Genomic DNA, 15,462 nt, shown 5'->3' with positions numbered 1-15,462 from the left:
ATTTCTCAGCGGGAATGGTCAACAATTCCCGCTGAGAAGATAGCCCCCTTTTACAGGTTAAACAATGATTAATATCCTGTATTCTGGGTCAGGTTCCTGTTCAACAACCGGTCTTGCTGCGGGATGGGGAATAAATACTGATGCTTGTCAGCATTCACACCGTAATTGATGGTACTACCGGATTCGTCTTTCTGGCTGTTCATGAGTGTCACTACATTCACATAACCATTCTTCTCTGCACGCATCAGGTCATTCCAGCGGGTGCCTTCATTTACCAGTTCCAGTCTTCTTTCATTCAGGATAGCAGTGGCCAGGTCTGCTTTGGTAGTGGCAGTGGTGTTAGGCAATCCTGCACGGGTACGGATCTGGTTCAGCAGGGTCGTTGCCTGGCCGGTGTTACCTAATTCATTATTGGCTTCTGCTGCCAGCAGGATAATATCTGCCAGGCGCAGCAGGGTAATATTGTCTGTACTGTTCCAACCACTCGGATCAGGCCATTTGTTCATAAAAGGAATCTTTTCGGTGTAATCCCAGGCGGCTGCAGGACTGTTAAAGCTCGCATTGGCCACCTGCCAGTTGAACGTAGCTTTATAGCGTGCCAGAGTATCGCCGGCCGCTTTAAATGCCTGTACCAGGTCATAAGAACCGATGTTTCGTTTTGCCCACTGGTCAGATGCTACATAAGCAAACATTTCCACGCCCCAGAAGCTGTAGGTGCTGCCGGAATACTGGATTTCCAGGATCGCCTCACTATTGTTCTTATTTGCTGCGCCCCAGAGGTTCGCGTAGTTACCTACCAGTGCATAGGTGCCGCTGTTGATCACCTTGTTCGCATAGGTCAGGCTGTTCGTATAGTCACCCATCTGTGCATAGGTTTTTGCCAGCATGGCATCTGCAGCACCCTGTGTGGCACGGCCGTACTGGCCTTTGTATGGAGATGTGGGTAAGGTGCTGTCTGCATACTTCAGGTCAGTAATGATCTGTGCATATACTTCTGTACTTGTAGCACGGGAAGGATAATAATTACCTCCATTATCTTCTGAAGTGATCAATGGTACATCCCCCCATTCTGTCACCAGCCAGTAGTAGTTCATAGCACGCAGAAAACGGGCTTCGCCCAGGATCTGTGCCTTGCGGGTAGTACCTGCCCATTCGTCGGCGTTCAGGCCGGGTACTGCATCCAGCACTGCGTTTACAGCCCGGATATTATTGTACAGTTCCTGCCAGTCACGCTGAATATTGGTATTGGTGGCCACGTAGGTAAACATTTCCAGTGGTTGTTCTGCAGCGGTGTTATCACCGTTTACATAACAGTTATCGGAGCGGCCATCGGTGTTCATCAGGTTATCATACTGAAAAAAGTTGCCATTGGCCATGGTGCGGTAAGCACCGGTCAGGCCTTCTTCCGCATCTGTAGCAGAGGTATAGAAACTACCGGTGCTCAGATCGGATTCGGGTGTTTTATCGAGATAGCTCTTTTTGCAGGCAGCAAATGCCAGGGCGAAAGAAAGCGTATATAAGAATTGTTTTTTCATATTTCCAGGATTAATCGGTTAGAACTGTACATTCAGGCCCAGGGTATAGGTCTTTGCAGCAGGATACGTACCATTGTCTACACCCAGTGTCATCAGGCTCGCGCTGGAACCGGCATTGGTAGCCTGGTTGTTGGTACCAGTACCGAAACCATTGATCTCAGGATAATAACCCTTATACTTTGTAATGGTGAACAGGTTCTGAGCGGTCGCATATACACGCAGGCCGGCAATACCGATATGTTTCAGTAATGAAGCATCTACATTGTATGCCAGGGTAGCGCTACGCAGGCGGAAGAAGGAACCATCCTCTACATAGTTGCTTGCAATCTGGCTTTGGAGCAGTGCGGCAGCAGTTGCATTCGTGGTACCGTTGTCCTTTGCACGTGGAATGTCTGTGACATCACCAGGCTGTTTCCAGCGGCGCAGTACTGCAGCGCTTTCGTTCGTATAGCCGGTCAGGTTTTCGATCTCCATACGGGTTTCGTTGTATACCTTGTTGCCATGCACCCCGTCGAACAATACATCCAGGGAGAAGTTCTTATAGTGGAAATTAGAATTGATACCGTAAGTAAATTTAGGCAATGCATTGCCCAGGTCCATCATGTTGCTGCTATAGACCATGTTACCCGTCTGCGGATCCACACCCAGTGCTTTGTAGCCCCAGAAGGTACCGAGGGAATAGCCGTTCTTGATCAGACCTGTGTAGATTGGCTGTTTGCTACCGCCTACGCTTACACCACCTGTCTGGTAAGAAGTCGTGGAATCCATACCGGTGATCTTATTATTGTTGAATGAGATATTGGCACCCAGGTCCCAACCCCAGTCTTTCTTGTCTACGATCACCGCATTGGCACTCAGTTCCACCCCTTTGTTGATGTCGTGACCTGGCAGGTTTACTGCTGTAGTAGCACCGCCTGTGGTGAGTGGCAATTGCTGGGTAAAGATCATGTCGTCCACTTTCTTGTAGTAGTAGTCAGCAGAGAAGGTGATCCTTGATTGCAGGAAGCCCGCATCAAAACCGATGTTCGTTTGCTTGGCACTTTCCCAGCGCAGATTAGGGTTACCAATCTGGCTGCTGGGGCTTACACCCGGACTAGCTGCACCTGAACTCCAGGAATAAGCAGAACCTGCACTCAACAGGCTATACGTTGGGTACAGCATGGTATATGGCGGCAGGTTACCTGTAGCACCATAACCGGCACGGATCTTCAGGTTCTGAACGAAGGTGACGTTCTCCATGAATTTCTCCTGGCTCACTTTCCAACCTACTGAAACTGCGGGGAAGGTACCCCACCTGTTGTTGATACCTACACGGCTGGAGCCGTCTGCGCGCAGGGTAGCGGTGAGCAGGTACCTGTCAGCATAAGAATACATCAGGCGACCGAAATAAGAGTTGGTAGTCCAGTTATAACGACCGGTGCTGATAGAATAATTTGTACTTGCACCGTTCAGGGTAGTCACAGAACCTGAAGCAAAGCCGGTTCCGTACTGGCTGCTGGTAGCGATCTTTTCTTCCAGTGCGGAAGTACCGACTACCACATTCAGTGCATGTTTGCCAAAATGCCTGTCGTAAGTCAGGGTATTATCCCAGCTATAGCGGAACACTTCGGAAGTGTTTTCGCGGCCGGCACCGGTGAGGGAGATTCCATACAGACTGGTGTAAGGATTCAGGAACCAGTCGTAGCGGGAGTCTTCCATAATGGCGTTGAACTGGCTACGGTATTTGATATTAAATGGCAGCGTAATCTCGGTATACACATTGCCCAGCAGGTTGTTGGCAATGGTCTTGTTTTCAGACTGCCAGATATCGGACAACGGGTTATCGCCGGAGAAGAAGTTGCTGTAACCATACACGCCGGGGTAAGGAGAGCCCGCAGGCATTTTGATAGGAATATATTCAGGTGTCACAAGGGCCGCGATCACCGCACCACCGTTCTGGGTGGAAGCGTTCTGCGGAATGGAGCGCTGGTAAGAGCGGTTGTAACTCACGTTACCACCTATGCGTAACCATTCTTTAGGTTTCTGATCCAGGCTCAGTTTTACAGAATAGCGGTTAAAGTTGGAACCTACCATGATACCATCCTGGTTCAGGTAACCTACGTTGAAGTAGTAAGTACCCTTCTCAGAACCACCGGACATACCTACGTTCGCACCGGTCTGCATGGCCTTGCGGTAGATGATATCCTGCCAGTTATTGTTGGTGGAATCCAGGTTGTAGTAAGATGGCAGACTGGGTTTGGTACCATGAATATCGGTCATGAGATCTACCCACTGGTTGTTATTGAGTACGTCCAGTTTCTTTACGATCTGCTGCATACCGGTGTACACGTTCGCGTCTACTTTCATCGCGCCTTTGGAACCCTGCTTGGTGGTGATCATCACCACCCCGTTTGTAGAACCGGCTGCACCGTAGATCCCGGCAGCGGAAGCATCTTTCAGTACGGAGATAGACTCGATGGTGTTCGGATCGATGGTTTTGATATCGCTGGCCAGCACCCCGTCTACTACGTAGAGCGGTTCACCGCCGTTGGGACTACCAATACCACGCACTCTTACAGAGAGGTCGCCACCTGGCTGACCGGAAGGTACGGATACCTGCACGCCCGGTGCTTTACCAGTGATGGCTTCTACCGCGCTCACGATCGGACGGCTGGAGATGTCTTTGGTAGATACAGAGGTAATGGCAGACGTTACGTCCTGTTTCTTCTGGGTACCGTAGCCAATTACGACTACCTCACCCAGGTCCGTTTTCCCGTCTGTCATGGTAATGTTAATACTGGAACGGCCGTTGACGGCGATTTCCTGAGAAGCATAGCCTACGTAAGAAACTTCCAGCGTGGCGCTGCCTGGCGCATTGAGGCTGAAGGTGCCATCGCCCTGGCTCGTGGTTCCCTGGTTGGTGCCCTTGACCCTGATGGTGACCCCAGGCAAGGCATTTCCTTTACTGTCTTTGATTTGTCCCCTGATGTTGCTGTTTTCCTGTGCGAACAATTGGCAGCATAACATTAACAGGAAGGCTGTCAGGAATGTTACCCTTTTTTTCATAATGTGTGTGTTACGTCAGTTTGATTTAGTGGAAAAGGATACGAAAGTATCAGTTGGCTTCATAACGTTTTACGAGGATAAAGGTAAGGGTATTTAGAGGTACGAATCAAAAATATTTTATCATAAACGATTGAATTTAAGCTACTTATAAAATATTTGATACGCTTTAATACCGTTTGGCAATACGCTTCAAAAGGCTTGATAATGATACATTACATGACAATTTTCGCTATATCTGGGAGGAAAGCCCTGATACGGTTTAATACCATTTAAAAATAATTGCTTGCCGTGGTCAAGCATCCTCTTTATCGTCCAATACCAGTAAACTCCAGCCCTGTCCGTTGGCATTTTTGAGTGCCTTTTTTCGTTCTTCCATCATTTTAGTAATGCGGGAAGCGTAGGACCAACAGGTGCTTTGGCGGATTTCGAGGATTTCAGACAGCTTGTGGGAAGAAATCCTGCCCTTGCTGCTGTATACTAAGAAGGTGAGATAGAAGGCTTTATTAATAGGTATACGGATATTCTGGTAAATGGTGTAGGCAGTGGCCGATTCTTCGTAGCTGCATTTGGTACAGCGGCGGCTGAAAGGCTGGTGACCGGGATAATAGTTATCATTCCCGCATTTACGGCAGTGGTATGGCCCTGTCCATTTCAGGTCGGCCAGGAACTGCAGACAGCTTTCCTTGTCCGGGTAGATCTTACTAAAATCTTCAAAATCAAGGGAGGTGGAAAGCGCACGGGCACGGCTTACTTCTTCCACGTTCGTCTGCAACTGCTTGTTATGCTCTTCCAGGAGGGCGTTCATGCGGGAGATTTCCGCGGCTTGTTCCGAGATTTCCCTGGTCCTGGCTTTCACCTGGGCTTCCAGTTCCCTGTTCAGGTTATCTTTCAGGCGGGCGTTTTCCGTCATTTGCCGGATCATCTGGCGATGGGCTTTGTCCCGTTTGCGTTTGAGGAGGCGTACCTTATCCCCCACTGCAAAGCTGAGGAAGAACATCTCTAATATAAAGCAGCAACTGAGGCTATAATAACTGATAGCGCCAAAATTCAGCCAGGTATAGCCCAGCATGATGAAAAACTTAAGCATAAAGCCAAGGAAGAGGAAGGCGTAGCCCAATACGAAGAAACGGGCCGGCCGGTAGCCCCTGGCCCAGACATGGATACCTGTATAAAACGCAACCGCCAGGGGCAGCAACTCTACGAATTTATAATTGAACCAGTAGGGATTGATGAACAGGCAAGCCAGGAAATAGAGACACCTGGCGGCTATGACTACCTGGATGAGCCGGTACAGGAATGGCTGCCGGACCTTCAGGTGCAATAAACTACTGGTAAATAGGAGTGCGAAGATGCTCATGGTGAGCAGGGGCCAGGCAAAAGCCTGTTGGTTCCAGAGGGGCCAGTTGGGCCAGAGCAGCTGGTAGGCAATACCATCCGTACAAAGTTCGTACAGGGCCACACTCATCACATACAATACATAATAAAGGTACTGGCGCTGCCGCATGGCAATAAACATAATCAGGTTGTAAAAGCTGAAAATGAGGATCATGCCATAGAAAATGCCGAAAGTGAGGTATTCGGAGAGGGCGTAGCCTACAAAGCGATCGATGGACCGGAGTACGATAATGATATCCGCCGTTTGGGAGGACTGGATCCGGAAATAATAGACAGCGTTGTCATTCCGGAAATTGTCCAGGGGGATTTCGAAGTTCTTATGGTGAAACCACCGCTGGGCGAAGGGGTACCGGGCCCCTACGTGCACAGTTTTGAAATGCCCGCTCGTATCTGGCAGGTAGGCGGTGAGGTCGTCTATGGTCTGGTCGAAAAATTCGAGGAGGTAGTATTTATCGGCCTCCCGGTTGTGGCCGATACGGATCCGGTACCAGCGTACAGCCCCCAGTTCCCGGTTCTGTGGCGTGCTTTCCAGGCTGGCGCGGAATTGTGCCTGCATGGCTGGCTTTGTCACATCGTGGATGTTCAGATTGCCATGCGGGTCGTCCAGGTATTCAATCTGGGCATAGGTGAAGATGTGTTCGTTCAGTGAGCTGTCGATGCGGACTAAAGCCTGCCCTTTGGCAATAGTGCTTAGCAACAGCAATGCCCCCCATAAAAGCCAATTACGCATAGGGGACAAAAGTACGGTTATTTATAAAAAAGCCGCCGTTAATAGCTGATGCCTTCGACATCAATTATTAACGGCGGATCGGTATGACATTGGCCTGCTGCCGGTATTAATAATTTATTTATTCTCCATAGAGATTCTTCAGCTCAGGCAAATTAAAGTAATGCTGTTCCTTTATATAATCCTGGATCTTAGGATCCCGTGCCTCCAGGTTAAAGATCAACTCCGTGGCTGGCCATCCGGGTCCACCGTATTTGTCATGCAGGGGAATAAAGATATTATCTATATAAGCTGCTATCTTCCTCTTCTCATCCAGGGTATATTCCGAATTATTCTCATAGAGTTTAAATGCAAAATTATACAGGGCATCCAGCATCCTGTGCTCCTCCTTCGTGGTATGCTCCTTTACCCAGTTCAATAAGCCTTCCCTGATCAGTAACTGCTTTTTGCAATCCCTCCTGAAGATAATGCCGGCTACATGCGCCACATGATCATCATCCCCTGTCAGGAATTCCTTCATCACCATGTCATTGAGCCTTGGCTCTTTTGTATAGCCATAAGAAATGACCAATGCAGGCAAGATATTGTCATGCTGCCGGATTAATGTATCCAGGTCTGTTTTGCTGTCGTTAAACAAAAACTTATTCAGGGATACGAGGGTCTGTGCAGATTGTGTTGCTATTTCAAAATGATCCTTGTCCACGAAAGTGCCGAGACCCGAAATTAAAGGGATATGTGTAATAAAACCATTCGTCACTGATACCGCCAGATCCTCTGTCATCAGGGGATATTCTGCTTCTACTACCGGCCCTTCATACAATAGGGAAAACTGTGCATGTTCTTTTAACCTGCATTTGCCGCCCTCACTAAAATTCTCTGCAAACACTTCCTGTAATCTCTTTTGAAAATCAGCCTGGGCTGGTGCCTGGTAGCCTTTTGCTTTCAGTATTTCTGCAATCACCGGCAATGCCACATTCAGGTCTTTTTCAGTATAACTATAGGTGCCACCACCTTCATCATCCAGGTGTCTTTGCAAACTATCCTGTTTGTACAATTCGGGGTTGGTGATAATAATGCCTCCCTGTGCGGGCTGCGCAGATTGTGCCGCCGGGGTATCCTGCTTACGCTGCGTACTGGCTGACTGGCAACCCGCACCTGCTATAACAAATGCGATAATAATAAATGCCTTATTCACCATATAAATTCTTTAGCTCCGGTAAGTTAAAATAATTTTGTTGCTTCAGATAATCCTGGATCTCTTTATCCCTTGCTTCCAGGTTAAAAATCAGTTCCTCAGCAGGCCAGTCGCCACCTTTCCCGTATTTGTCTTTCAAAGGGATGAATGTATTATCAATATAGGCGGCTATCTTACGTTTCTCATTTTGGGTAAAATCATTTTTGCCTTCATAGATTTTAAATGCGTAATTGTACAATGCACTGATCAGCCTGTGTTCATTCGCATCTGTATGATCCGCGATCCATTTCAGCAATCCTTCTCTTACGATCAGCTGGTTTTTACAATCTCTTTTGAAGATGATCGCCGCCACTTTCTCCAGCTCCTCCTCCTCTCCTCTCAGGTATTCATTCATCACCAGGTCATTGATCTTCTGATCTTTTGTATACCCGAATGAAGTGACCAATACTTTTAGAAATGCCGTATCCTCATTCAGCAAAATAGCCAGATCCGCCTTACTGTCATTGAAGAAATACTTGTTCCGGGAAATAAGTTTTTGTGTATACTTTGTATCAATCTTAAAATGCACGGTATCGACAAAACTCCCCAGGGATGCAATCAATGGGATCTGCCAGATGAAATTAACTTCCTTTGCTGCTACCACATCGTCGGACATCATGGGGAAGGGTGTCTCAATGGAATTGCCTTCGTAGAGCATGGTAAATTTCTCATACTCACGTACGCGGCAGGTACCGCCGGGACTAAAATTCTCGGCAAAGATCTCACGCAGTTTTTTATCAAAGACATCCCTGGCAGGTGCTACATACCCTTTCGCCTTCAGGATGTCTGCAATTACCGGCAGTGCTACATTCATGTCTTTTTCTGCGTACCTGTAATTGCCACCGCCTTCATCGTCCAGGTGCTGCTGTAATTCTCCTTGTTTTTTAAATTCGGGATTCATCATAATTATCGCTTCCTTTTCATCTGTTTGCTTAGTGGTATCCTGTTGTTCTGCTCTTGCCTCCTGCTTAGCAGCCGTGGGCTGGCAGCTCAGACCTGCTAAAATTCCGATAAAGACAATTACATTCCTCATTCTGAAAATTTTATTCCTATATGGAAGTGATCCTGGTGCACACTTGCATAGTCGCCACTTGAATGTTTGATCCCGGCTTTGTAGGTGTAGTTGTTTACATAATTCCATTTGGAAGCAAGTTCCAGCAAAAATTCCAGTTTGGCTACAAAGTCTTCCGTAGATGCAAATGCTTTCGCCGCCTGGGACCACATGACCTGTCCGGCGGTATTCGGACTACCGGGATAACGGATGTCTACGTCTACGCCTACCCGGTGGGAACTATGCCCGATATTGCGTGCATCGTTTGCAGAGATGTCATTGTAGTAGAGTGTGTCCGTATATCCTTTTACCGGCAGACAGAAAAAGAAGCCCAGCAGGTGTGCCGCCATTTCAGGGGAAGCATAGTTATCGCCACCGGCATCCCGGGTACCGAAGCGGCCCCAGTTAGGCCCCGTTTCAGGGAATGGCAATAAGCGGATATCTACCTTGTTGCCCCTGAAGGTGCTCTTCATTTCTTCGGCATTGATGTACTTTGTATACACCGATTTCTTATTTACAAATACTTCGTACCTGTATTGTTTGGAGGCCAGGTTTTTATATTCATAGGTTACCGTGAAGGTATCCACATCGATCTTATAACGGTTACAATCCTTCTCCGGCACCACATCTCCGTACTTACATTCATTCACTTTGAATACAATGGAGGTATTCTTTTCAAAGGCTTCTTTTTTCACCCCATAGGCAGTTTTCCCGCCGGACAATTCCTGGTCTGCACCTACGATGACACTGATCACGTTTTCATCCTTTTGTTTATTGGCCACGTGGGCGATCTTGTATATTTTCCAGAAGGCCATGGAGGCCAGCAGGGAGATCTTTGGATTGGTTCGCAGCAGTTCGGAATTCGCAACGATGTCGCCGCCTTCCTTGCTGGTATAAACATTGGCTGCGGTGTAATTACTCCTGCCTGTGAGCTGCAATGGCCCCATGCCACGGAATCGCCAGCCATCTCCTTCTTCCGTATTACCCAGTTCAACGCCTTTTTCAGATTGGGGACCATAAGCGTAATTGGCTACTTTCTTTTCACCTTCTTCGTCCAGTCCGTTTACATTCGCCTCTGTCTGGCGGCCCAGTTCCTTCGCCTTTTTCTTTCCTTCGGCAGTTCTGAAAGCCTTGAACCGGTTCAAACGTTTATACCAGTAGTTGAAGTTTTCATCTTCTGAGATGTCCAGCGTTTCTCCTGATTCACCTTTTACCTGGGCGAAGAAGTGTGCCTTGTTCCAGCAGGTATTCATGTTCAGTTCCGCCATATACTTTGTATAGTTCGCAGCAATGGCTGTCAGGTCACTGGCATTTGCTTTTGTAAAGATCTGTTGTAATTGTGCCAGGGTGACGGGGGCATTACAATTCGGACAGCCGGTGGTACTGGCTGCTTTCTGCGCAGGTTCGTTTTTCAGCACCGCAGGGGCGTTTTTGTCTGCCAGCTTATTCCACTCATCTGCTTTTGCATCGGACAATTTCAGGTGCTGGAAGAAATAGATCTGTTCAGCCTTATGCGCATTTTCGTCCGCCACATCCTTTGGGTACATGAATGATTTCGTCTCATCCGCTTTTATCACCAGGTAAAAAGCACGGTATCCATCATTCCTGGCCTTATCACCGCTCTTCAGTTCATTCGTATCAAAATTGATGGTCACGAGTTCTGCGTTGTCCGGCTTGATCTTTTTGGACTTAATCAGTTCGTCCTTATCCTTGTTCTTATTCTCCCAGAATTCGACTGTCAGGTCCTTGCCAGCCAGGTTGGCCGTCTGGATCTTAATATCAATTTTCTCACCATACTTGTAGACCCTGTAAGCCAGGTTACCACCGGATTCGAAGTACTTCACGTCTACCACTTCCGGTTTTTTGGTGATGTAAACGTACTTCCCGGTTTCAGATCCGCGCATATTGCTTTCTTTGGCCGGGAAGATATATTCTTTGCCCTTGCAGGCGACTTTTTTGACCGCATCGAACTGCAGGCCTGATCTGGTGGGCAGCATGACGAAGAAGACATCGTAGTAATCGCCTTCAAACCACAGTTCCGACAGCTTACTTTTCAGGTCATTGGTGTTGAGATCAATACTCAATAGCCCGTCAGCCCCGAAAGTGCCCTTTTTAGGCCCCAGGATATAATTGGGTTCCGCGTTCTTATCTGCTTCCAGGATGTGCAACTCCACCTCCTCATTCGCCGCATTTTCACTCTTAATGATCATTTTGAGGTTTTCATTCCAACCTGCCTTCGCCTTATATGCGCTATCCTTGTCGCCAAAGTACCAGGCATCGATCTTTGCAAAGTCGGCATTCGCTTCCAGTACCTTCTTAGACGCACCAAGGGAAGCTGTCACAGTAACTTTTCCTTTGTGATCTGCAAATACGCCGGAGATCTTATCGCCTTTGCCGGATGAAGGGATCCAGGTAAAAGGGCCATCTTTCGATGCATCGTAAGGCATCCTGGTAATCGCGACGATATTGTATTTCTTACCCACGATCCAGTTCCTGTTGCCATGTTCCTCTTTGACTTCGGTAATGGTATTATGGGCTACTTCAAACTGCCAGTCGTCTTTATGATGGGCATTGGGGGCATTCTTCTTCGCATTCCAGGCATCGGCTACAGATACGTAGGCTTCTACCACGTACTGTCCGGGGTTCACAAAATACTGGTTGCCATCCAGGTGGAGGGTCTTACCTGTACCAACTATTTTACCGTTCAGCTGCCATTTGATCTGGCCAGCTTCAAATTCTTCCACCTGGGTGGTATAGGTCATCTCACTTACCTTGAAAGACATGCTGGTACGAGGACGGATCACCGTGGTATTCTGGTCGTTGGTCACGGCCACAACTCCATTTGCTTCGGACTTCATTTCCTTTGTCACCACCTGTTCACCCATCTTTGCGGTAACGGTATAGGATGTAGCGGAATTATCGACCTTAAAAGTGATCTTATCTACACCGGCATCAGTCGATGCGATGACATTGCCTGCTGCATCAGTGACCTGCATAGATACCAGCTGCTTTTCTTCGGCCGTAGGCGGATCTATTTCGTATACCGCATTCACTGTCACATTCATTCCCCTGCGCACACGGTATTGATCTTTGACGAAATGGCCCAGCAAGCCGTCCATTTTGAATTCATCTTTCAGCTTGTTCACAGCCACGGTGACATCGATCGAACAGGTAGGATCACCTTTGCCATTGGCACCGTAGGCCATTACCCTATAAGTGCCGACTGTATCAAAGTTCATTTTAAAATCAGGCCCGATGGTTTCAAAGACAAGGGTGCCTGTCTCAGAAAAACCGTGTCCTTTGAACACTTTCCAGCTCACCTTCGCTTTGTCCGCATTGCCGGGATTGAAATAATCTTTTACTTTGAAAGTTACGTCTTCGTCTACACGGCTTATTATCTCAGGCACCTGCTTGCCACTCTGCACAGTTTCTTCAGATGACGCGATTTTCCCTTCTATGGACTTTACTTTCGGGATCTGTAAATTGCTGTCTGGTGGTTCGGCCATGGGGTTGAGCGCCGCCATGGTAGATACTTCCACATTATCAAAATGCGCACTGCTCACCTGTGCTACCTGGCCGTGGTTGATGATGGTAATGCAGGGGCTTCCGCTCACAGCGCAGGTAGCCTTGCTATCTTCCGTGAGGATCTTCCCCCCATTGGTGAGGGTGATTTTATTATAGAAACTATCCCATTTGGTAATGTTTACGCTACAGCCACTATTTATTTTACTACAGCGGCCAAAGGTTTTGGCTTCCAGGGGCTGGCCGATATCTTTCGTACTGGCAATAGGTTTAGCATCTCCGCTCCCATCATTGATGTAGTCGCGGTCATTGGAGGCAATCTTCAGTTTATCGGGGGAAGCACCATAATCGCATTTGCAGGTAGCTCCCTGTACTACAAAGTGTTTTTCACTCATACTACAGTTTCTTTAATCGGATTACAAACAGCCGTGAGTTGTGTACGGCGGGGACTCCCATCCTGCTCAAATTTCCATTCGGCTGTGATGGTGTCTATCATTTTAGTCAATTTATTGACGGTAAATTTTATATCATGTTCGTAGGGAACCGGCTCTTTGAAAGGGATCAGCTGGTAAGCGGTACGCCTGCCGCCCATAACCAGGTTGCACCAGCAGGCCAGGAACAGGTCCTGTTGTATGGCACGCAGAATGGCGGCTTCATCCTGGATGCTCCTGGCGGTAGCATGGATATATTCAGTCGCTTCAGGACCTGCAAAGTATTCCAGCAAACGAGGTTCTTTTTCTTCCCATCGTTTCACAATTTCAGGATGGTTGAAGATCTGGGTAATACTACCGTCTGCGCCTACACAGAGCTGCAAAGGATACAGGACCGCGCCGCATTGTGCAGCGAGATCCGCAGCGATATAATCGGACGATGCATCGCCGTTTACGGTGACTTCCCCGCGATCGAACTGGAAGAAAGTCCGCTGATCATCTTCCACCTTCATCCGGCTTACAGTCACCAGGAATTCAAGTATAGCAGGGTATTGTATTTTCACGGTGTATTCCACTGGTGCCAGGACTTCCACGCGGGGCGGACGCTTACCGAAGATGTTAAAGATGCCCATTACCGATTACATTTATTTTCCAGTGTATCTCTTTTACCAGCTACTTCCAGGGTCCACAGTCCATGGGAGGAATCATCTTTACAGCGTTCATAACGATATTCTCCCAGGTAATCCTGCAGCTCCTGGTTGATATCGTTATGGATATCCCAGAAATCTTCCTTCCCTTTTATATAGCTCTTCGTATTGTCTGACAAACGATAGAACTGGATAAAGTAGCGGATGTATTTTTTTTCTACATCCTCATTGTTCACTGTACTATCTACATATTTTAAGATGATTTGCCGGAGGCTGTCAGGAGAGTTAGGGGTATTACCGATCAGGGCATAGCGGTAGTAGCCGGGACCATATTGGTCATTTACAGCTACCGTGCCCTGATGATCCAGTTTATCTAAATAGATCACATGCGGGCCTGTAGGTTTGGATGAACAGGCAAAGAGTTCAAAAGTTAATAGTAGTAAAAAAGTATACTTCATTATCGCTTATTTTTCCTTTCCTGCGCACCCTCTTTTATATTGCCGGAAAATTCCTTTGTGAATACCATTTTAGTTAAGAATGGTTTATAGCCCCTGAGATGTTGCAGGAGGAACCAGGCGCGGAAGCCGGCACCCCAGGAATAAAACTTTTCCATATCAGGGAGGTCGAGACCGAAGTGGTCCCAGAGCTGCACTTCGTAGCGGGCCTTATAATTGTCGCCTGTCTGCTTAAAACTCAGGAGCGTTACCTTATAGCTCCATACGTCATTGACAGCGATGGTCAGACCTGTGAAGAGGTTGTAATCCCTGCTGTAGGGATAGGCCGGGTGGCCGTAGGGATGCGAGGTTTTATAGCCAGCTTCACTACCGGTGTATACGGTCTTATCTTCCATGGTGATCAGTTCGCCGCCGGCTTTTTTGATCCGCTCAGCCATTTCATCTTCAATCCCTGTGCAGAAGCGCTGGGTAGAGGGATTGGCCTGTGCAGCGGCGGTGAGTTTGGCATTCTCATAAACACCACCTTCGTTCTTCTGGAACTTGCTGATCATCGCCTTGATGTTGTCATTCAGATCTCCCCGGGCCATGGCTTCCACCATTACCCTGAAGTCCATGAAGAGGGCATCGTCACTACCGGCTGCGTTGGACAGTTGCATCAGGTAGCCGGTATCCAGGATCTGCTTTTCGTTGTAGATAGCGCTGTAGGTACCGTTGCTGGCAGCATTGGCGAATTTCGCATCTTTTTTAAGGTCGAACCCGTTGTTGACGTAAGAATTTTTATAGGCATCTACTTCTCCTTTCGTATATACAGGTCGTTTAGCCACGCCTTTTCCATAGGCCATATCGTTGGCGATATCGGTACCGTCTTCATTGAGGCCGGGTGTACGGTATACGTCTACGACCAGTGGCAGATAAATGATTTTTGTAGTGGCTACGACTTTCGTATCCGGCTTGCGGAAGAAGGCATAGACACTCACTTCCTTATCGACGGTATTGCCATCGACGGTGATAGATTTATAGGCCACGCCTTTTTCTACGCGGGTGGTACCGGTTTTGAAATGGGTGATCGTTTTACCGCCGTCAAACGAAAAGGCCCAGGCTACCAGGCGGAGCTGGTTGTCGGGTAACTGTTCGCTGAAAGAGGTCGCTTTGAATTCGTAGGTATTACCATTGACAACGCTTCTGGGGCCTTCTACCTTCAGTACTTTGACGGTAGTGCCGGCGTTGAGTACAACGGGGTCATTTTTGTGAAAGGAAACGCCTTCCTGTTTACCGTGGATGTTGATCCGTTTGCCGGATTGCAGGTTGGTTTCCCCTGCACTGTTCCAGCGCACTTTCTCACCGTTTTCAGTATAGTTCTTGGCGACAATGACGAGGTTTCCCGTACTGTTATCTCCCATGGTTTTTCAATTAAAGATGA

At 47.9% G+C, this 15,462-nt stretch carries 9 protein-coding genes; all 9 read right to left on the bottom strand.

What is annotated here, in order from left to right; translation table 11 throughout:
* Nucleotides 1-68: 68 nt before the first annotated feature.
* Nucleotides 69-1,535, bottom strand: coding sequence for a RagB/SusD family nutrient uptake outer membrane protein (locus DXN04_RS19070; RefSeq protein ID WP_116854990.1), 1,467 nt, complete (start codon nucleotides 1,533-1,535; stop codon nucleotides 69-71).
* 18 nt (nucleotides 1,536-1,553) lie between these two features.
* Nucleotides 1,554-4,580, bottom strand: a complete 3,027-nt coding sequence (locus DXN04_RS19065) for a SusC/RagA family TonB-linked outer membrane protein (protein WP_116854989.1) — start codon at nucleotides 4,578-4,580, stop codon at nucleotides 1,554-1,556.
* Nucleotides 4,581-4,872: 292 nt separating this feature from the next.
* Nucleotides 4,873-6,705: a 7TM diverse intracellular signaling domain-containing protein gene (locus tag DXN04_RS19060; RefSeq protein ID WP_116854988.1), complete on the bottom strand. Its 1,833-nt coding sequence runs from the start codon at nucleotides 6,703-6,705 to the stop codon at nucleotides 4,873-4,875.
* Between the two features lie 118 nt (nucleotides 6,706-6,823).
* Nucleotides 6,824-7,900 (bottom strand): hypothetical protein, encoded by a 1,077-nt coding sequence (locus tag DXN04_RS19055; RefSeq protein WP_116854987.1) that lies wholly within the window; start codon nucleotides 7,898-7,900, stop codon nucleotides 6,824-6,826.
* On the bottom strand, nucleotides 7,890-8,969 hold the full coding sequence (locus DXN04_RS19050; protein WP_116854986.1) for a hypothetical protein: 1,080 nt from the start codon (nucleotides 8,967-8,969) through the stop codon (nucleotides 7,890-7,892). The genes DXN04_RS19055 and DXN04_RS19050 overlap by 11 nt, the downstream gene beginning before the upstream one ends.
* The gene (locus tag DXN04_RS19045; RefSeq protein ID WP_116854985.1) at nucleotides 8,966-12,904 is read right to left on the bottom strand and encodes a PAAR-like protein; all 3,939 of its coding nucleotides are present in this window, start codon (nucleotides 12,902-12,904) and stop codon (nucleotides 8,966-8,968) included. The genes DXN04_RS19050 and DXN04_RS19045 overlap by 4 nt, the downstream gene beginning before the upstream one ends.
* Nucleotides 12,901-13,572: a hypothetical protein gene (locus DXN04_RS19040; protein ID WP_116854984.1), complete on the bottom strand. Its 672-nt coding sequence runs from the start codon at nucleotides 13,570-13,572 to the stop codon at nucleotides 12,901-12,903. The genes DXN04_RS19045 and DXN04_RS19040 overlap by 4 nt, the downstream gene beginning before the upstream one ends.
* Nucleotides 13,572-14,045 (bottom strand): hypothetical protein, encoded by a 474-nt coding sequence (locus DXN04_RS19035; RefSeq protein ID WP_147319989.1) that lies wholly within the window; start codon nucleotides 14,043-14,045, stop codon nucleotides 13,572-13,574. The genes DXN04_RS19040 and DXN04_RS19035 overlap by 1 nt, the downstream gene beginning before the upstream one ends.
* Nucleotides 14,045-15,442, bottom strand: a complete 1,398-nt coding sequence (locus DXN04_RS19030) for a DUF3289 family protein (RefSeq protein ID WP_116854982.1) — start codon at nucleotides 15,440-15,442, stop codon at nucleotides 14,045-14,047. The genes DXN04_RS19035 and DXN04_RS19030 overlap by 1 nt, the downstream gene beginning before the upstream one ends.
* Between the last annotated feature and the right edge of the window lie 20 nt (nucleotides 15,443-15,462).

This window comes from Chitinophaga silvisoli (assembly GCF_003412465.1).
GTDB lineage: Bacteria > Bacteroidota > Bacteroidia > Chitinophagales > Chitinophagaceae > Chitinophaga > Chitinophaga silvisoli.
This window is presented reverse-complemented; position numbering and strand designations above follow the sequence as displayed.